16 protein-coding genes and 1 pseudogene are annotated in these 19,003 nt (G+C 68.4%); 11 read left to right on the top strand and 6 right to left on the bottom strand.

What is annotated here, in order from left to right; genetic code table 11:
- Positions 1 to 61 precede the first annotated feature (61 nt).
- The 5 genes from O7597_RS23365 to O7597_RS23345 all read left to right on the top strand — a co-directional run bounded on the left by O7597_RS23365 (position 62) and on the right by O7597_RS23345 (position 6,251).
- Entirely contained in the window at positions 62 to 1,231 is a 1,170-nt protein-coding gene (locus tag O7597_RS23365; protein ID WP_281580710.1) for an extracellular solute-binding protein, read from the top strand.
- Between the two features lie 92 nt (positions 1,232 to 1,323).
- Positions 1,324 to 2,190: a sugar ABC transporter permease gene (locus O7597_RS23360; RefSeq protein ID WP_281580709.1), complete on the top strand. Its 867-nt coding sequence runs from the start codon at positions 1,324 to 1,326 to the stop codon at positions 2,188 to 2,190.
- A complete protein-coding gene (locus O7597_RS23355) occupies positions 2,187 to 3,023 on the top strand; it encodes a carbohydrate ABC transporter permease (RefSeq protein WP_269740891.1) in 837 nt (278 codons plus the stop codon). Before O7597_RS23360 ends, O7597_RS23355 begins: the two co-directional genes overlap by 4 nt.
- A complete protein-coding gene (locus tag O7597_RS23350) occupies positions 3,020 to 3,574 on the top strand; it encodes a hypothetical protein (RefSeq protein WP_281580708.1) in 555 nt (184 codons plus the stop codon). Before O7597_RS23355 ends, O7597_RS23350 begins: the two co-directional genes overlap by 4 nt.
- Positions 3,575 to 3,848: 274 nt before the next feature.
- Positions 3,849 to 6,251, top strand: coding sequence for a rhamnogalacturonan lyase (locus O7597_RS23345; RefSeq protein ID WP_281580707.1), 2,403 nt, complete (start codon positions 3,849 to 3,851; stop codon positions 6,249 to 6,251).
- A 98-nt stretch (positions 6,252 to 6,349) separates the two neighbouring features.
- Here O7597_RS23345 and O7597_RS23340 read toward each other — a convergent pair whose 3' ends face one another.
- A complete protein-coding gene (locus O7597_RS23340) occupies positions 6,350 to 6,991 on the bottom strand; it encodes a ThuA domain-containing protein (protein ID WP_281580706.1) in 642 nt (213 codons plus the stop codon).
- Between the two features lie 299 nt (positions 6,992 to 7,290).
- On the opposite strand from O7597_RS23340, the gene O7597_RS23335 reads away from it, so the two are divergent.
- The 6 genes and pseudogenes from O7597_RS23335 to O7597_RS23310 all read left to right on the top strand — a co-directional run bounded on the left by O7597_RS23335 (position 7,291) and on the right by O7597_RS23310 (position 13,865).
- Positions 7,291 to 8,730: an RICIN domain-containing protein gene (locus tag O7597_RS23335; protein WP_269740887.1), complete on the top strand. Its 1,440-nt coding sequence runs from the start codon at positions 7,291 to 7,293 to the stop codon at positions 8,728 to 8,730.
- A 264-nt stretch (positions 8,731 to 8,994) separates the two neighbouring features.
- Positions 8,995 to 9,399: a family 43 glycosylhydrolase gene (locus O7597_RS23330; protein ID WP_281580705.1), complete on the top strand. Its 405-nt coding sequence runs from the start codon at positions 8,995 to 8,997 to the stop codon at positions 9,397 to 9,399.
- A complete protein-coding gene (locus O7597_RS23325; protein WP_281580704.1) occupies positions 9,381 to 9,647 on the top strand; it encodes an AbfB domain-containing protein in 267 nt (88 codons plus the stop codon). Before O7597_RS23330 ends, O7597_RS23325 begins: the two co-directional genes overlap by 19 nt.
- 217 nt (positions 9,648 to 9,864) lie before the next feature.
- Positions 9,865 to 11,583, top strand: a complete 1,719-nt coding sequence (locus O7597_RS23320) for a cellulose-binding domain-containing protein (RefSeq protein ID WP_281580703.1) — start codon at positions 9,865 to 9,867, stop codon at positions 11,581 to 11,583.
- A gap of 195 nt (positions 11,584 to 11,778) precedes the next feature.
- Positions 11,779 to 11,931: pseudogene (locus O7597_RS23315) on the top strand (YdeI/OmpD-associated family protein); the annotation flags it as partial.
- Positions 11,932 to 12,188: 257 nt separating this feature from the next.
- A complete protein-coding gene (locus O7597_RS23310) occupies positions 12,189 to 13,865 on the top strand; it encodes a right-handed parallel beta-helix repeat-containing protein (RefSeq protein WP_281580702.1) in 1,677 nt (558 codons plus the stop codon).
- 63 nt (positions 13,866 to 13,928) lie between these two features.
- On the opposite strand, the gene O7597_RS23305 is transcribed toward O7597_RS23310, so the two are convergent.
- From O7597_RS23305 to O7597_RS23285, 5 genes are read right to left on the bottom strand one after another with little or no spacing between them, the layout of a single operon-like run.
- Positions 13,929 to 14,369 (bottom strand): thioesterase family protein, encoded by a 441-nt coding sequence (locus O7597_RS23305; RefSeq protein ID WP_281580701.1) that lies wholly within the window; start codon positions 14,367 to 14,369, stop codon positions 13,929 to 13,931.
- Complete coding sequence (lhgO, locus tag O7597_RS23300) at positions 14,362 to 15,570, bottom strand: L-2-hydroxyglutarate oxidase (protein WP_281580700.1); 1,209 nt, start codon at positions 15,568 to 15,570, stop codon at positions 14,362 to 14,364. The genes O7597_RS23305 and lhgO overlap by 8 nt, the downstream gene beginning before the upstream one ends.
- Positions 15,567 to 16,334: an SDR family oxidoreductase gene (locus O7597_RS23295; protein WP_281580699.1), complete on the bottom strand. Its 768-nt coding sequence runs from the start codon at positions 16,332 to 16,334 to the stop codon at positions 15,567 to 15,569. The genes lhgO and O7597_RS23295 overlap by 4 nt, the downstream gene beginning before the upstream one ends.
- Positions 16,331 to 17,809, bottom strand: a complete 1,479-nt coding sequence (locus tag O7597_RS23290) for an aldehyde dehydrogenase family protein (protein ID WP_281580698.1) — start codon at positions 17,807 to 17,809, stop codon at positions 16,331 to 16,333. The genes O7597_RS23295 and O7597_RS23290 overlap by 4 nt, the downstream gene beginning before the upstream one ends.
- A complete protein-coding gene (locus O7597_RS23285; RefSeq protein WP_281580697.1) occupies positions 17,806 to 19,002 on the bottom strand; it encodes an iron-containing alcohol dehydrogenase in 1,197 nt (398 codons plus the stop codon). Before O7597_RS23285 ends, O7597_RS23290 begins: the two co-directional genes overlap by 4 nt.
- Position 19,003: the final 1 nt, after the last annotated feature.

Raw genomic sequence — 19,003 nt, 5'->3', positions numbered from 1 at the left:
TGTCGCGTCCCTCACGCTGAGCACGGTTGGCTGCGGGGGCGATGACGCCGGGTCGGATTCCGTGACGTTGCGGTACTCGTGGTGGGGCAACGCCGACCGTGCCAAGTTGATGCAGCAGGCGATCGACCTTTTCCAGGACCGGAACCCGAACATCAAGATCACCCCAAGCTTCCAGGAGTACGAGGCGTACTGGCAGAAGATGGCGACGGAGACCGCCGGCAACAACCCGCCCGACGTGTTCCAGATGGACTTCTCGTACCTGCGCGAGTACGCCGACCGCAACGCCCTCTACGACCTGAAGGAGCAGGAGGGCGACGCGCTCAAGCTCGACGACCTCCTCGACGGGCTCAAGGGTGCCGGCGAGGTCGGCGACGGCCTGTACGGCGTGCCGGTGGGCGGCAACACCTGGGGGTACATCTACAACCCCGCGGTGTTCGAGCAGGCCGGTGTGCCGGAGCCGAAACTCGGCTGGACCTGGAACGACTACCGAGCCGCACTTGCCAACATCACCCAGTCCACCGGCGGCAAGGTGTTCGGCGGGGCCAACTACATCGGCAGCTACTACAACCTGGAACTGCAGCTGCGACAGGAGGGCGGGCTGCTGTACACCGAGGACGGCAAGCTCGGCTTCGACAAGGCCCGGCTGGCGAGGTTCCTCAACGAGGGCAAGGCGCTCGCCGACGCCAAGGTTGTGCTGCCGGTGGAGAAGGGGGTTCAGATCAAGCCGCAGCACGCGCTGGAGCTCGACCTGATCGCCAGCGACCTGAGCTGGGACAACTTCATGGCCCGGTACGCCGCCAGCACGCAGGAGCAGCTCGAGCTGGGGCCGGTCCCGTCGGACGTCCCAGGCAGCCAGGGCCAGTACCTCAAGCCCGCCATGCTGCTCAGCGCCTCGACGAAGTCGAAACACCCGGAGGTGGCGGCCCAGTTCATCTCCTTCATGATCAACGACCCGGAGGTGGGCAGGATCTTCGGCGCCAACCGAGGACTGCCGGCCACCAACGCGCAGCGCGCCGCAGCCCAGCTCGAAGGCCCACTCGCCGCCGTCGCCGCATACGAGGACGAGCTCAGGGATCAGCTGACCAAGGCGCCGCCCGCGCCGCCGAAGGGTGCCGGCACCCTGGAGCAGGCGTTCATCCGGATCGCTGAGGAGCTCCAGTACGGCCGGATCACCGTCGACGAGGCGGTCAATCAGTTCTTCACCGAGGCCGAAGAGACCCTCGAGCCCTGACGATGACAACAGTCACGCCGACCCGGCGTACCGGGGTCGACAGCCCCGCACCGTCGGGTCGCAGTAGGAGTAGCCGACGGTCCGGCGACGGGGTGGCGGGCTACCTTTTCCTCTCGCCGTGGATCATCGGCATCCTGCTGCTCACCCTCGGCCCGATGCTGGCCTCGCTGTATCTGTCGTTCACCGACTACGACCTCTTCAACCGCCCGCAGTGGATCGGCCTCGACAACTACCAGCGAATGCTCACCGACGCCCGGTGGCTCACGTCGGTGCGGGTCACCGCGCTGTACGTGGTGCTCGCCGTGCCGATCAAGCTGGCCTGCGCGCTTGCCGTCGCCATGCTGCTCAACAATGATCGGCGGGGCCGGTCCTTCTATCGCGCCGCGTTCTACGGTCCCTCGTTGATCGGCGCCAGCGTCAGTCTGGCGATCGTCTGGAAGGCGATGTTCAGCGACGACGCCGTGGTCGACCGGCTGCTGCAAACGGTCGGCGTCAACGTCGGCGGCTGGGCCGGCAACCCCGACTTCTCACTGCTCATGCTGGTGCTGCTGGCCGCATGGCAGCTTGGCGCCCCAATGGTGATCTTCCTCGCCGGGCTCAAGCAGGTGCCCAGGGAGTTGCACGAGGCGGCCGAGGTGGACGGTGCCGGCGCGTGGCGACGGTTCCGGTCCATCACGCTACCGATGATCTCGCCGGTGATCTTCTTCAACCTGCTGCTGGAGACGATCAACTCGTTCCAGGTCTTCACGTCCGCGTACATCGTCGGCGGGCCCAACGGCCAACCGGCCGGCACCACGCTGTTCTACACCGTCTACCTCTTCGACCGTGGCTTCGGCGACTACCGCATGGGTTACGCCTCGGCCATGGCGTGGATGCTGCTGGCCGGGGTCGGGCTGGTGACGCTCCTTCTCTTCCGCACCGCCCGGGGCTGGGTCTACTACTCGGGGGACAGGCAATGAGACCGAAGCTTTCGACCGTGGCCTGGCACGCTGGCGCCATCGCGTTGCTCGCCGTCGTGTTGTACCCGATCGGGTGGGTGCTGGCGGCGACCTTCAAGCCCACCGAGGACATCATCGGCAGCCTTCAGTTGCTGCCCACCCGCGTCACGACGGCCAACTACGACCGTGCGCTCGACGGCATCGCCGGCATCAGCGTGGTCCGCTTCTTCTGGAACTCGACGGTCTTGGCGGTGCTGTCCGTCGTCGGCACGGTGGCAACCTCAGCCATGGCGGCTTACGCGTTCGCCCGACTGCGGTTCCGCGGTCGCAGCCTCATGTTCGTCCTCATGATCTCCACGCTGCTGCTGCCGTTCCACGTGCTGATCATCCCGCAGTACGTGGTCTTCCAGAAGCTCGAACTCGTCGACACGTACGCCCCGCTGCTGCTGGGCAAGTTCCTCGCCACCGAGGCGTTCTTCGTGTTCCTCATGGTGCAGTTCATGCGGGCGATCCCGCACGAGCTTGACGATTCCGCGAAGATCGACGGTGCCGGCCACTGGGGCATCTTCTGGCACATCGTGCTGCCGCTGTCCCGCCCCGCCATCATCACCACGGCGATCTTCACGTTCATCTGGACCTGGAACGACTTCTTCGGCCCCCTCATCTACCTCAGCACCCCGGACAAGTACCCGCTGCCGCTGGCGCTCCAGCTCTTCATCGACGAGACCGCCGGCTCCAACTTCGGCGCGCTCATGGCGATGTCGATGCTCGCGCTGGTACCCGTGATCCTGTTCTTTCTGTTCTTCCAGCGCTTCCTGGTCGAGGGCGTCTCCACCTCGGGCCTCAAGGGATGAGGCGCTTCGCGCTCTTCGGGGAGTGCCTGACGGCCGGCCTACTGGTCGCACTCGCGGTCCTCCCGGTCGTCACGCTGCTGCCGGCGCTGGCGGCCGGCTGCGCGCACATCCGGGCGCACGTCGACGGTGAGAGCACCGCGATCCGTACGTTTTTCGCACGGGTCGGCGCGGCGTACCCGGGGAGTCTCCCGCTGTCGCTCGGCGTCGCCGCCGGTTACGCGGTCCTCGCCACCGACGTGCTCATCCTCCGTGCCGGCGTGCCCGGTGGTGGCGTCGTCGTCGCCGTCTGCGCCGTCGTGGCCGTGGCGCTGTCGGTGGTCGTTCTACGTGCTGCGGCCGGCTGGTCGCCGGACACGCGGTGGACCCAGCTGGTACGGCAGGCCGCCCGCCTCGCCGTCAGGGGCGATCCGTCCGGCTCCCTGCTCCTGGTCATGGCCCTCGCCGTCCTCGTTGTCGTCACCTGGCAACTGCTGCCGCTCGTGGTGCCGATGCTCGGCTGCCTGCTCATGGCCGCCGTGGCGGTCGAGCGCCGCCGCGCCGGGCCGGTCTAGCCCCCAGGAGCGTTCACCGGGCCGCCCCGGGTTCGGCCGAAGGCGAGGTGGCGGCCGGCACCAGCGGCCGGCGGGGCGGTCAGCGACCAGTTCAGGTGGCGTCGGCAGGCTCTGGCCCTCAAGCCGACGACTGGATAGTATATCGACAAGCTTCTATTAAAACGTTTCATGGTCGCGCCGGCGTCCGGCCCACAGGCCAGCCGACGCGGGAGCAGTTAGGCGGCATCGGCCACGCTCCGTGCCCGGCCGGGCCGACATCGACCCAGGAGACCAGATGAGTCCTCGCTACAGACCTCGTCCCCGGCTCGCCGCAACCCCAGCCGGACTGCTCGCGGCCGTCTGCGTCACCGCCGTTGCCGTGGCAGGCACGCCAGTGTCCGCTGAGCCCGGCGACACCAATCGCGTCGGCGTCGTCCAGCTGGAGCGCCTCAACCGTGGGCTGGTGGCCGCGACCACCGACGCAGGGGTGTTCCTCAGCTGGCGCCTGCTCGGCCACGAGGTCACCGGTTCGGCCGCCACCGGCATGACAGGGGCGAACTTCCACGTGTACCGCGACGGCAGGCGGATCGCCACGGTCGCCGACAGCACCAACTATCTGGACCGGGACGGCACCTCGACGGCCAGGTACCGCGTGGCGGCGGTCGTCGGCCGGCACGAGATCGACCGGGGCGCGACGGTGACCGCGTGGTCCGAGGCCTTCCACGACCTCCCGCTGCGCAAACCAGCGGACGGTGTCACCCCGGCCGGGGAGAGCCACACCTACTCGGCGGGTGATGTCAGCGTCGGTGACCTCGACGGCGACGGCGAGTACGAGTACATCGTCAAGTGGGATCCGTCGAACGCCAAGGACGTATCCCAGGTCGGCTACACCGGCAACGTCTTCATCGACGCGTACCGGTTCGACGGCACGCTGCTGTACCGCGTCGACCTCGGTGTCAACATCCGCGCGGGCGCGCACTACACCCAGTTCCTGGTCTACGACTTCGACGGTGACGGCCGGTCGGAGCTGATGTTCAAGACCGCGCCGGGCACGAAGATCACCAGGTACGGGAAGAGGGGCAACGTCGTCGCCGAGCGGTACATCAAGCTGCCCAAGAAGGACGCCAGGGCGGGCGTGGCGCACACCGACGACTACCGCCTCAGCGCCACCGACTACCACGCGCACGTCGTGCGGATGTTCCGGCAGTGGCACCGTCACCCCGAGGTGGTGGCCGGGCGGTGGCCCGCCACGCTGGAGCAGGCGTTCGGTATCGAGCCGCGCTACCCGTACCCGCTTTCGCAGGAGGACGCGCTGGCACTCGCGGACCACTTCATGGACGTCTACGCCCCCGGACGCAGCAGCCGCAACAACCTGCGGGCGTTCGAGGGCTTCATCCTGCACGGCCCCGAGTACCTCACCGTTTTCGACGGTGCCACCGGACGAGACCTGGAGACCGTCCACTACCAGCCCGGACGGCATGACGACGGCCTGATGTGGGGCGACTACGCGATGGGGCGCATCGAGCCGGGAAACCGGGTCGACCGGTTCCTCGCCGGGGTGGCGTACCTGGACGGCCGGCGTCCGTCGGCGGTTTTCGCCCGCGGCTACTACACGCGTTCGACACTCGCGGCCTACCGCTGGGACGGCGCGCGATTGACCCGGAACTGGTACGTCGACAGTGGCTGGACACCGATGACGAACCCGTTCAACGACAGCCCGCACGGCCGGGACGGCACCGACCCCCAGTTCGGCACGATCACCACCCAGGGCCAGCACTCGCTGAGCGCGGCCGACGTGGACGGCGACGGCAAGCAGGAAATCGTCTACGGCGGAGCCACCATCGACCATGACGGTTCTTTGTTGTACAGCTCGTACGGCACCATGCCGCCGGAAAGCGCCGACCCGGGCGCCTCGGCCCGGATCGGTCACGGTGACGCGATGCATGTGACCGACATCGATCCGAACCGTCCGAGGCTGGAGATTTACCAAGTGCACGAGGGAGGACAGTGGGCCCCTTACGGCTTCACTCTGCGCGACGGCGCCACCGGTGAATTGATCTACGGAGGCTACACCGGCGTCGACACCGGTCGGGGTATGATCGGAGACGTCGTCGCCGAGCATCCGGGGCTGGAAACCTGGTGCTCGCAGCCCGCCGGGTCGATCGACGGACTCGGGCTGCGCGGCGCGGACGGTGCACGGCTCGGTGACCGGGTGCCCGGTACGAACCAGAGCATCAAGTGGGCCGCCGACATGACCACCCAGATCGTCAACGGGGCGATCGACGTCACGCCGACCATCGACGACTGGCGGCGCGGCACTCTCCTCACCGCGGAGGGCACCCGCACCAACAACCACACGAAGGGGAACCCGGGCCTGATCGCCGACGTCTTCGGTGACTGGCGGGAGGAGATGCTCGTCCGGACCGCGGACAGTTCGGCGCTGCGGATCTACCTGAGCACCGAGGTGACCGACCGCAAGCTGTACACCCTCATGCATGATCCGCAGTACCGCGCGGAGGTGGCTCGCCAGCAGACCACCTACAACCAGCCGTCGTACCCGGGCTTCTACCTCGGCTCGGACATCGACTGGTCGCAGGTACCACTGCCGCGGATGTGGGCACCGGGCAGCGTCGCCAGGCCCGGCGACCGGCTCGACGCGCAGATCCGTGCGGAGGAGGTGCCCGGCCCCAGCGCATGACTCGCCACGCTGACGGCCCAGCCGGGGAACACGACGACCCCGCCGGGGCGCGTCCCGGTGCGCTTCGGATGCCGCCGCCCATCAGCTTGAGTTCGAACTCAAACGGCGTCGCCGGTCACCCAACGCAGCGCGTGGGCCAGATGGTCACGGAAGGCATGCTCGGCGTACGCCTCGATCGTGTGTCCGAGCGCGGTGTAGAAGACCCGACCCCCGAGCCGTTCGTGACACCAGGCCACTGGATGGTCGACGCCCATACCGCCACCGCCGTACGTGGACTCGTCGACGCGCAGCAGGATCCGGGCGTCGGGGTACGAGCGAAAGTCGTACCACTCGTCGACGCGTGGCCAGGACGCTGGCAGGTGGGCGGTGGCCGGATGATCCGGATCGACCACGGTGACCGTGGCCGGTTGCACCTCCGGATGCCTGTCGAACCAGGCGCCGACCAGTTCGCCGTAGAACGGCCAGCCGTACTCGGTGGCAGCGGCGGAGTGCACGCCGAGGAAGCCGCCGCCGCCGCGCACGTACGCCTCCAACGCGCTCCGGCTGGCGTCGGTGAGCACGCGGCCGTTGGTGTTCAGGAAGACGACCGCGGCGAATCGCGCCAGATCACTCTGCGTGAAGGCGTCCGGGTCCTCAGTGGCCTCAACATCGGACCGTAGCTCGCGGATGGTGCGTACGCCGGCCGGGATCGAATCGTGCCGGAACCCTGTCGTACGGGAGAAGACCAAGACGCGCTTCATCCGACACCGATCCCGGGACCGCTCACCACCTGCATGATGCCACCTGCGCTCCGGGTCGTCATCGGTCTTACCGGACCCCGGTGTTCGAGCCTGAATGTTCCTGAACGTGTCGGTTCGGGTTCTGGTTTCTCGTTGCCGTTTCCGTTACCGATGTAACTCATACGACATCAGCCTGATGTCCGAGCCGGAGGCCCAGTTCAGTGATTGGACATTCGATGACACGGATTACCTCATCTGATGGTCATGCATCAGGGCCCTCGCGCAGCACTCGATCGTCGCGCCGGCTGCTGATCGCCCTGGTGACCGCTCTGACAGCCCTGGGTAGCGTCGTCGCCGTCTCGTCGCCGGCCTCTGCCGCCACCCGCCAGTTCCGAGGCATGAACTGGGCGGTACTGGGAGACAACTTCAGCACCGGACCGCTCGTCCTGCACGGTCTGAGCCAGTCCGACAGCAACGCGACGGTGCGGGCCAAGGCCAACGCCCTCTACGACGACATGGCCGCCACCATGGGGGTCAACACAGTCCGGCTGCCGATCAACACCCACACGGTGGGGACGACGTGGTGGAATGCCTACCGGGGCACCATCGACGCCGCCACCGACCGCGGATTCAAAGTCATCCTCGCCTACTGGGAGGACGGCGCCGCCTCCGGCGGCAGGATCACGAACCTCGCCGCGTGGAACACGATGTGGTCCACCGTGACCAACACGTACGGCTCGAACCCCAACGTGTACTTCGAACCGATGAACGAGCCGCACGGGTACAGCTCGACGGAGTGGCGCAACGTGGCGGCCAACTGGCTCAGCTACCACTACTCGGCGGCGCCCAGCCGGGTGCTCATCGGCGGCACCGGCTACAGCCAGGACCTGCGGGACATTTGCAACGACAGTCGCTTCAACTCGACGCTACTGTCCTTCCACCACTACGCCTTCTTCTACAGCGCGATGACCTACGACGCCTTCCGGAGCCACATCCAGACCCGCCTCGGCAACTGCGCCTCCCGCGCGGTCGCGACCGAGTTCGGCGCACCCATGGACAACGGTCTCAACTACGGCGACCCGAACAGCACCGACAACTTCGTGCGCCACATCCGCGCGATGGCCCAGGTCATGCGGGACAACCAGATGGGCGGCACCTACTGGCCGGCCCTCGGCGGCAAGCCCGGCAACATCGGCTACGACTGGTACTCGATGTACGCCCTCAGCGGCAGCGGCACCAACCTCAACCTGACAATCCGCAACAGCTCCGGCGCCGACCGGATCCGGTACGCCTGGGGTGACACCGTCGGCGGCGGCCCCACGACGCCTCCGCCGACGACGGGCACGTTCTACCGAATCGACGTACGTCACAGCAGTAAGGCCATGGACGTCCAATCACCGAACACCGACAACGGTGCGCGCGTCGGCCAGTACACCTACGGTGGCAACGCCTGGCAGCAGTGGCGGTTCGAGGATGCCGGCGGTGGCTACTGGCGCATCATCAGCCGGCACAGCGGAAAGTGTCTCGACGTGGTGAGCGCGTCCACCGCCGACGGTGCCGAACTCATCCAGTACACCTGCGGCACCGGCACCAACCAGCAGTTCCAGATGGTCACCAACGGCAGTTACTTCCAGCTCCGGGCGCGGCACAGCAACAAGTGCGTGGACGTACCGTCCGCGTCGACCGCCAACGGCGCGATCCTCAAGCAGTATCCGTGCAACACCGGCACCAACCAGCAGTGGTCGCGCACAGCCGTCTGACGGCCGCCTCGACGTGACCGCGATCCGCCTCGACGTGACCGCGATCCGCGGTCTGGTCTCAGCCCCGGTGCCGAGTTCCTGCGCGGCGCCGGGGCTCGTCGTCCCGATCATTGCGGAAGGGAAGGTCGCCGGCCCTCGCCCACGCTGTCCGGGCGAATACCGGTCCAGTCGTGGTCAGGTCCACCCGCCTGAAGCGTCGCACCACGCACGTGCGACCGTCGAAAGGACCGCACCATGCGCATACGTAGGCAAACCATTGCCACCGTGTTGGTCACCGCTGTCACCGTCGGCGTGGGCCTGGTGGTTTCTTCCACCCCGAGCAGCGCGGCTCCCGGAGCATCGTTCCGAAACCCCATCGTCGGTACGCCCAACAGCGCCGACCCGTGGCTCGGCTATCACAACGGCAACTACTACTACACGGCCACCACCTGGACCGGGAACATCTACATCCGCAAGGCGTCCACTCTTGGCGGCCTGCGGACCGCACCGGAGACCCGTGTCTTCACGATGTCGCAGGCGAACGCGACATCGAACATGTGGGCGCCCAGCATGCACCTACTCAACGGCCCGAACGGGCAGCGCTGGTACCTGTACTACTCGGCCGGCCCGAGCGCGTGCTGCGGCGGGCAGCGCCAGCATGTGCCGGGTACGTGTCGTTCGAGTCGGTGAACTTCCCCGGGTACTACCTGCGGCACGCCGACTACGTCCTCAGGTTGAGTCCCAACAACGGCTCGGTAGTGTTCAGCGAGGACGCCACCTTCCGTCAGGTAGCCGGACTGGCCGACTCGTCGTGGTCGTCGTTCCAGTCCTACAACTTCCCCGACCGACACGTCAGGCACAGCAACTACATGTTGCGGGTCGACCCGATCAACAACGCCACGGGCCGCGCCGACGCCACGTTCCGCCGGATCTCCTGATCCTCAGCATCAGCTTTGTTGATCTAAGCCGCGTTGACAGCCCCAGTCCATCGCATAGCATAGATTTACATGAGTCGATGGGTGGACGCCCAGTCGGGTTCCGCTCGGCCGCCCCGGTGATCGGTGAGGCACGCTCCGGCCCCGCCGGTCAGGCGCACCCGCCTGCTGGGTTCAGATCCTCCGTCGATCCACTCCACCACCGTTCGGAGGATCGGTAATGCGCGTACATCGTCCCCGGTCCCGGCTGTGGGCAGCCGGGACCGTGGCGGCCGTGGTCGTCGCCAGCGGAGCGGCTATCACCCTCGCCGGACCCGCAGTGGCCGCACCCGGCTGCAGAGTCACCTACACGGTCGGCTTGCAGTGGCAGGGCGGTTTCACCACGACAGTCACCATCAACAACGTCGGCGACCCGGTCAGTTCCTGGACCCTTACCTGGAGCTATGACGCAGGCCAACGCGTCACGCAGGCATGGAACGCCACCGTGACGCAGAACGGGAGCCAGGTCAGCGCACGCAACGCCAGTTACAACGGCAGCATCGCGACCGGGGCCAGCACCTCGTTCGGCTTCAACGGGTCCTGGAGCGGCAGCAACCCCGCGCCGACCAACTTCGCCGTCAACGGCACTCCCTGCACCGGGTCGCCCGGCCCCAACCCCACGACGCCGCCCCCCACCACACCGCCGCCCACCACACCGCCACCCGGCAACCCCACCTGGGGGACCGCACTGCCGCCCGCAGGAGTGGAGACCAGCCGGGCGTATGATCTGATCGCCACCGCGAACGAGAAGGGCTACCTGCCCCGCTCCGGCGAGTGTTCGGTCGAAATCCACGCCCGGTACTGGACGTACGGTCCGGATGGCAAGGTCTACCCGACCTGGCACCCGCCGCGCGACCCCAGCGGTTGCAACTTCGGCCACGAACACGGTGACGACCCTAGACCGTCCGACCTGTTCAGCACCGCGGGCTGGCCCGCCTTCGGCTACACAAGCGAGGTGATGCTGGACCACATGCCCGAGCACAGCCACCGGCATGAGGACCACGTCGGGCACAAGGTCCTCACAGTCAACAACGTCAACGTGATCCAGGGCGACAACGGCAGCAGCTTCTTCCCGCCGCAGGGCACCACGATCGCGACCTGCGACACTCTGCTCAAGTTCCACCAGGGCACCCACTCGCCGGACGCGTTCAGCAACAACCTGCACGAACTGCTGTTCAACCAGCGCTGCGCCGCCAGCAACGGCGGTCAGGTCACCGAGGCCCGGTACAGCGCGATGATCCCACTCGGCCGGCCCGGCGGGTTCAGCCCCAGCGAATGCCCGGGCTTCGGCGGCCAGTTCATCAACGTCGCTCCGGCGGTGCCGGCGGACTCGCCGTCGGACACCCGCTCACTCGGCCGACTGATCACCGAGCCGGGCTGCGTGCAGGCGATCCGGGAAGGCCGCACCCACTACGACCCGCTCTACCCCAATCCCGTGCCGTTCACCGTCTCCGACATGGACGACTTCTGGTTCTCCGACTTCCAGGTCACCGGTCCCGGGCTGAACTTCCGCCTGGCGCCGCTGTTCTACGTGGTCAACCCGTCGCGCTACTACGACCCGTCCAAGCCGAACAACGTGGGCCGGATCGTGGACCTGTGCTACACGAACCTCGCCGGTGGTGACTACTGCGACCAAGCCCGCCAGGCCGGCCAGAACCTCGCCTGGGACGACCCGCGCTCACCGTTCAAGGGCACCCTGCGGGAGTTCCGGCCGGGCACCTTCCAGGTGCAGAATAGCGGCCCGACCACGGTCTACACCGACGTGCACGGCCGCAACGCCTCCAGCACACCTTTCGCCGGCTCCATCAAGCAGTACTTCTCCGGCAACCAGGGCAGCTCCATGTACGTCCGGGGTGCCACCAGGGACTGGTCCGCCAGCGGGGTGCACGCCCCGAACTGACAGCCACCAACCATGACCCGGGCCCGCGACGGAAACTCCGTCGCGGGCCCGGACCGCGCCAGCCGGCAGCGGCACCGCGGTACGAGAAGCCGGTGCCACCATTTGACGGCCGCCTGCGCCAGCGGGTCGATGTGGCAGGCCGTTCGGGCGGGCGGTGCCAAACATCGACCCAAGGTGCGCCCGACGAGGCCGGCACTCACCACGACCAACCGGTTCGCCCTCATCCACCGGCTCAACGCGGCGAAACGGGCGGAGACCCGGAAGCGGAAGATCGGCGAATTCATCGCCATGCTGATCCGGCACGAGACGGTTCACCCGCAGAAGGCGAAGCCGCCGCAGTCGCCGTGAGGCGTGGGGCACGATCCCGGTTCCTTCGCACTGCCGTGCTGCCCGTGTCTCCTCGACTCGACGAGCGGCTGCCCAAATCCTGCAACAAACCTGCACATCGCTGGGCTTGTCTTCTGGGCAAGCGCTTTCCTAGCCTGACATTACATCGATGTTTCGCTCTATAGCCAGGCTGATGACACGAACATGTAGCCACTCTGCGGTGCCGGGCTGCGCAGGAGAAGCCTCGCACCATGCTCACTCCCCGGAGGAGACGAACAGTGAGAACTACAGTGCGACAAAGGCTGCTCGCCGGCGGCACCGCCGTGGCCGCCGCAGCCGCCATCGCCTCGGCGCTGCCGGTGCCCCATGCGTCGGGCTCGGCTGACGGTTTCGCCGCCGCTTCGGTAAGCGCCAACGCGACGAACCTCAGTCTCGGGGCCGGCGCCGACGGCTCCAGCAAGGCCAGCGGCACCAGCTACGGCAATGTGATCGACGGCGACATGGGCAGCTACTGGTCGCCGACCGGCACGACCGGTCGCATCTCCGTCAAGTGGGGTGCCGCCACCACTGTGGCGTCGGTGAACATCCGGGAGGCGGCCGGCGCGGTAGGTGTCGTCGGCTCCTGGCGACTCGTCAACAACGACACCGGGGCCACCCTGGCCAGTGGTGCCGGGGCCGGGGTCATCAACTTCCCCGCCACCTCGCTGAGAAAGATCAACTTCGAGATCACCGGCGCGAGCGGCACGCCGAGGATCGCCGAGTTCGAGACGTACGCCTCCGGTGCGACGCCCGGGCCGACGACCCCGCCACCGACGACCGGGCCGACCACCCCGCCACCGAGCCCGCCCCCACCGACCAGCCCGCCCCCGCCGTCGAGCGGCACGCTGTACGTCGCGCCGACCGGCACCGACAGCGCGCCCGGCACGCTCGCGAACCCGACGACGCTCACTTCCGCGATCACCCGGATTCCCGCAGGCGGAACGATCTTCCTACGCGGCGGCACCTACCGCCACTCGCAGACCATCACCATCGCCCAGGGCAACAACGGCACGTCGAGCGCACGCAAGAACATCTTCGCGTACGCGGGTGAGACCCCGATCCTGAACTTCTCGGCGCAGAGCGAGGACCCGGCCAACCGGGGCCTGGCGGTGGGCGGATCGTACTGGCACATCCGCGGCATCATCGTCGAGCGGGCCGGCGACAACGGCATCCTGCTGGCCGGCAACAACAACATCATCGAACGTACGATCACCCGCCACAACCGGGACTCGGGGCTGCAACTCTCGCGGCTGGTCGCCAACGCGCCCCGCGACCAGTGGCCCGCCAACAACCTCGTGGTGAGCACGGTGTCGCACGACAACGTCGACTCCGACGGCGAGGACGCCGACGGTTTCGCCCCGAAGCTCACCGTCGGCCCCGGCAACGTCTTCCGTTACACGGTGGCCCACCACAACATCGACGACGGCTACGACCTCTACACCAAGAGCGACACCGGGGCCATCGGCGCGGTGACCATCGAGTCCTCCCTCGCCTACACCAACGGCACTCTGAGCAACGGTGGTCAGGCCGGCAACGGTGACCGCAACGGATTCAAGCTCGGCGGCGAGGACATCGCGGTGAACCACACCATCCGCGGCAACATCGCCTACAACAACGGCAAGCACGGGTTCACCTACAACCGCAACCCCGGCACGATGACGGTGTCGAACAACGCAAACATCGGCAACGCCGAGCGCAACTTCAACTTCGACGGCGGCTCCTCCGTGTTCCGCAACAACACCTCGTGCAACGGCGGCTCGAACGACCGGATCATCGGCAACTCCGACAGCTCGAACCAGTTCTGGTCCGGCACCAACGGATCCCGGTGTTCCTCGTACACCGGCGCTCTGGGCTGGTCCTTCGCCTCCGACGGTCGGCTGGTCGTGACCTTCGGCGGCCGAGTCGTCACCCCGTAACGAGCGCGGCCGATGCCGGCGTCACCGCCGACGTGACGTCGGCATCGGCTCAGGTCCACCGGGTCAACGCTCGCTGCGGTACGAAACCACAGTGTCCGGGACGTCGCCGTACCGGAGCAGCCACTCGCGCTCGACATCGGTGACAGGTCTCGGCCTGCCGCCATCGACGAGCACCAGCACCTGCCGGCTGACAGCCGCCTCGGCCCCGTCACGACTGCGGCGCAGTCGGTAGGTGGCCCGGACGGACGTTCGACCGACGTGATCGACGGTGAGGCCGACATCCAGCGTGTCGTCACTGAGCGCCGCCGGCAACAGGTAATCGCACTCGACCCGGGCGATGACGAACCCGTCCTCAGTCCAGCGCACCCCCGTGTCCTGCTCCAGGCAGCGCAGCATCGTCGTACGGTGGTCTTCGCAGTAGGTCAGGTACCGAACATGGTTGACGTGGCCAAACACGTCCAGGTCGCTGAACCGGATCGGTACCGTCACCACGAACTCAGGCATCGCCGTCCTCCAACTGGGCTACGACGTGTTCGGCGATGGCAAGACTGGAGGTCGCCGCCGGCGACGGCGCGTTACGGACCAGCATGATCGGTCCGACCCGCTCGATCAGGAAGTCGTCGACGAGAGATCCATCGCGGGAGACCGCTTGAGCGCGGACACCGGCCGGTGCCGGCGCCAGATCGGCTGCGGTGAGCCCAGGTAGGTAGCGCGCGGCGCGCCCGGCGAAGCGTCGGCGCGACAGCGAGCCGGCCAGTTCGTACATCCCGGTGCGCCAGTGCCGCCGTGCCATCCTGGCCGTTCCCGGCCACACAGCCATCCGTGCCAGGTCAGGAAGGCTGACATCACGCCAGGTGTATCCCTGAGTGGACAGGGCGAGAACGGCGTTCGGTCCGACCAGCACCTCGTCGTCGACATGGCGGGTCAGATGAATACCGAGGAACGGGTAGCGCGGATCCGGCACCGGATACACCAGCCCTCGCACACGGTCACGCAGACCAGCCCGCAACAGGTAGTACTCGCCACGGAACGGGATGATGCGGGCGTCGCCGCGGCCACGCACCATCGCCGCCACCGCGTCACCGGAGAGACCGGCGCACACCACGAGCCGGCCCACGAGATACCGTTCCTGACCTGCCGACACCTCGATATGCCCGACCCCCGGTCTGATGCGGTGTACCTCGGTGGACGTCAGCACTCGACCGCCGAGCCGCCGTACGTCTGCGGCGAGACGCTCGCAGACCGCGGCGAAGTCCACCACCGCGGTACGGGGTGAGTGCAGTGCGGCGATGCCGGCCACCGCCGGCTCGCGATCGGCGATGCCGGCGCGGTCGAGCCGCGCCAGGTCCGGCACGCCGTTGCTCCGCGCCCGGTCCTCGATCCGGTCCAACGCCGGCAGTTCCGCGCGGTCCAGGGCCACCACGAGCTTGCCAAGTTCCCGGTAGGGCAGCGTGTGCTCGGCGCAGTACTCCCGCAGCAGGCCCGCGCCTCGGCGACAGAGGTGAGCCTTCAGGGAGCCGGGCTGGTAGTAGAGGCCAGCGTGCACCACGCCACTGTTGTGGCCGGTCTGGTGTGCGGCGAGTCGGTCCTCCTTCTCGAAGACCGTGACGCTGGTGCCGGGCCGGCGCAGCAGCAGTTCCCGTGCGACCGCCAGCCCGAGGATGCCGCCGCCGACAACTCCGACGGTCTGCTTCCTGCTACTCATGCGGCCAGCCACCCTCCATCTACGGCAATCATCTGACCGGTGACGTACGTTGACGCCTCAGCGAGAAGAAAGACCACGGCGCCACCGAGTTCCTGCGGCGTGCCAAGGCGGCGCATGGGGATCCGCGACCTGATCCACGTGTGCCGTTCCTGGTCGTCGAGCAGGTCGGCGGTGAGCGCCGTCCGGAAGTAGCCAGGAGCCAGGCAGTTCACCCGTACCCCGTCGGCCGCCCACTCGGCCGCCAGCGAGCGGGTGAGGCCCAGGACGCCGCTCTTGCTCGCCGCGTACGCCGCGACGTCGCGGAGGCCGATGGCGCTGGCCAGGGAGCCGATGAAGACGTGGCTGCCGCCCGCGGAGCGGGCGCGTTGGGCGCGGTACAGCGACGTGCTGAGGAAGAACGGCGTGTCCAGGTTGACCGCGAGGACCCGCCGCCACTCCTCGGGCCGGAAGTGGGCCGCCGGTGACCGGCTCTGCACACCCGCGGCGTGGACAACCCCGTGCACCGGCCCGGCCAGCCGCTCGGCCTCGGCCACCAACGCATCCGCGTGACCGGCCTGGTCGGCATCGGCCAACAGGTCCCAACGCAGCGGCACCACCCTCGGGCCGCCGGCCAGGGCCGTCTCCTCAAGCTCCGCGGCCGAGCGGGCGACGGCCACCACGCGGGCACCCGCGCCAGCCGCCGCCAGCACCATCGCCCGACCGAGGCCACGCCCGCCGCCGGTCACCAGCACGGTACGGCCGGTCAGATCGAATGGCGAGGTCACCACGCGAACCGCACCGCACAGGTCTTGACGCGCGAGTAGAAGTGCAGGGCCTCGGTGCCCTGCTCCTTGAACGGAGATCCCGATGCCTTGAATCCGCCGAACGGGTGGTGCACGTCCCAACCCGACGTGGGCAGGTTGACTGCCACCTGACCTGTGTCGGCGCGGTCGAGGAAGAGGTTTGCGTGGGACAGGTCGCGCGTGAACAGCGCCGCCGCCAACCCGAACTCCGAGTCATTGACCGCGGCGACCGCCTCGTCGAAGCCGTCGACCTCCAGCAGAGCGAGCACCGGGCCGAAGACCTCCTCGCGCCAGATGTCCATGTCGGCGGTCACCCCGGTGAGGATCGTCGGCCGGACGAAACAGCCGTGTGCCAGCCGCTCGCCGTCCGGTGCCGTACCGCCCTCCGCGACCGTCGCTCCGGCCGCGACCGCGGCGTTGACGTGGTCGAGCACCGCGACGCGATGCCGTTCGTTGATCACAGGTCCCATCGCTGTTCCGGGCTCGCCGCCCGGCCCCAGCGCGAGGGCGCGGACCCGGGTGCGCAGCAACTGGAGCAGGCCGGCGCTGACCCGCCGGTCGACGATCACCCGACTTGTCGCCGTACACCTCTGGCCTGCCTGGGCGAAGGCCGCCGCCACGATGGTGTCGGCGGCGAGGGTCAGGTCGGCGTCGGCGAGCACCACCGTGGCGTTCTTGCCACCCAGTTCGGTCTGTACCCGCAGGTTTCGACCGCTCACCGAGGCGTGGATGGCGGCTCCGACCTCGTTGCTGCCGGTGAAGGTCACGGCGGCCAGTCTCGGGTCGTCCAACAGCGCGGCCGATATGTCCGCACCGCGGCCGGTGAGCACCGACAACACCTCGGCGGGCAGCCCGGCGTCCACAAGCGCGCGGGCCAGCCGCACGCTCACCAGCGGGGTGTCCGTGGCGGGCTTCAGCAGCACGGCGTTGCCGCAGGCCAACGCGGGGGCCAGTTTGCGGGCCGGGGTCAGGAGCGGGTCGTTCCACGGCGTGATGGCCAGTACGACGCCGACCGGCTCGTACCTCACGCTGGTGGTCGTGCCGGGCCGGCCGTCGTTGAGGCTGTACCCGGTCGCCGAGCGAGCCAGCCCGCCGTAGTACTCGAAGAAGTCGGCCGCCTTGGTCAGCTCGATGCTCGCCTCGGCTCGCGTCTTGCCCATCTCGCGCACCAGGTCGGCGACGATCGGGGCGCTACGGTCGCGCAGCAGACTCGCCGTCCTGAGCAGGACCGCACCCCGGTCGAGGCCCGAGGTGCGCCCCCAGGCCCGCGCGCCCCGGATGGCTGCGGCATAGGCGCTGTCGATGTCGGTAGCCGTCAGGGCCGGTACCCGCGCCACCACCTCGCGCAGGTCCGCCGGGTCGCGGACCTCCAGATCCGCGCCCTGGGTGGCACCGCGCCACTCACCGGCCACCAGCGTCTCGACGTTCCTGATCTCGGTCGCCGCGGTCGTACTCATGCGGACACCACCGTCGGCGACGAGGCCCACGCGCCGCTCAGATCTCCTTCGACCATGTGGGTCAGAAGATCTCGTACGGCGGTCTCGGTAAGCGGCACCGGGTTGTTGGGCCGCGGATAGTCACGCATGATCTCGGCGGCCATCAGCGCAACCTCCGTGGGTCGAATCCCGATTTCCGACAGGTGGCCGGGTAGTCCGAGACGGGCGGTCAGGGCGGCGACCTCCTGGGCGGCGTCCGCCGGCGTGCTACCGGCCCGGCCGGTCAGCAGCTCGGCCAGGTGTACGCCGATCTCGGCTGGCACCGCCGCGTTGTAGGCCAGGCAGTACGGCAGCGCCAGGGCGCAGCAGGTGCCGTGCGGCAACGGCGAACGCCGCGCCACCACGTAGGCCAGGCTGTGCCCCAGCACCACGCCGGCGTTGAGCGCGATCCCAGCCAGGTGCGCGGCGTAGAGCGTACGACCGCGGGCGGTGCCGTCGCCCGCGACGGCAGGTTCGAGGTTCGCGCGCAGCATGGTGATCGCCTGGGCGCTGAGTGCCATCGTGAAGGGCGTGCGGAGCGTCGACAGCATCGACTCGATCGCGTGAGCCAGCGCGTCCATGCCGGTGGCGGCGACGACCGTGCTGGGCAGCCCGGTCACCAGTTGCTCGTCGAGCACGGCGATCGAGGGCACGAACTGGCTGCAGCTGATGACGCGCTTGACACCACCGACCGTGACCATCGCAATTCGGGATGCCTCCGAACCCGTACCGCTCGTCGTCGGCACGAGTACCAGCGGCGGCAGCGACCGCTGCGGCTCCACCACCCCCACGTGGTCGGCGGCGGCGCCCAGATTGGTCGCGAGCAGCGCCGCGACCTTGGCTGCGTCCATGGCGCTACCACCGCCGATCCCGATCACCGCTGTCACGCCCCGCTCGCGGGCCTGGGCGGCGGCGGCGTCGACAACGGCCTCGCCGGGCTCGCCGGAGACCTGGTCGAAGACGTCGGTCACGAAGTCGGCAGCATGTAGACCGGTGAGCAGGTCGGCAAGCAGACCGAGCTGGGTGACGGCGGCGTCCGCGACCACCAGTACCGGCCCGGGTGCCACACCCCTTGCCCGTAGCACCGAGCCGACCTGTCCGGACGTCCCGGGACCGGCCAGCGTCTCGCGTGGCGCGAGGTGACCATGAATTTGTGCGTGCTCGCTGATGGGCATC

Origin of the sequence: Verrucosispora sp. WMMC514, from assembly GCF_027497295.1 — a bacterium.
Taxonomy (GTDB): Bacteria; Actinomycetota; Actinomycetes; order Mycobacteriales; family Micromonosporaceae; genus Micromonospora; species Micromonospora palythoicola.
The sequence above is the reverse complement of the archived record's forward strand: the minus strand, read 5'-3'. Positions and strand labels throughout refer to the sequence as shown.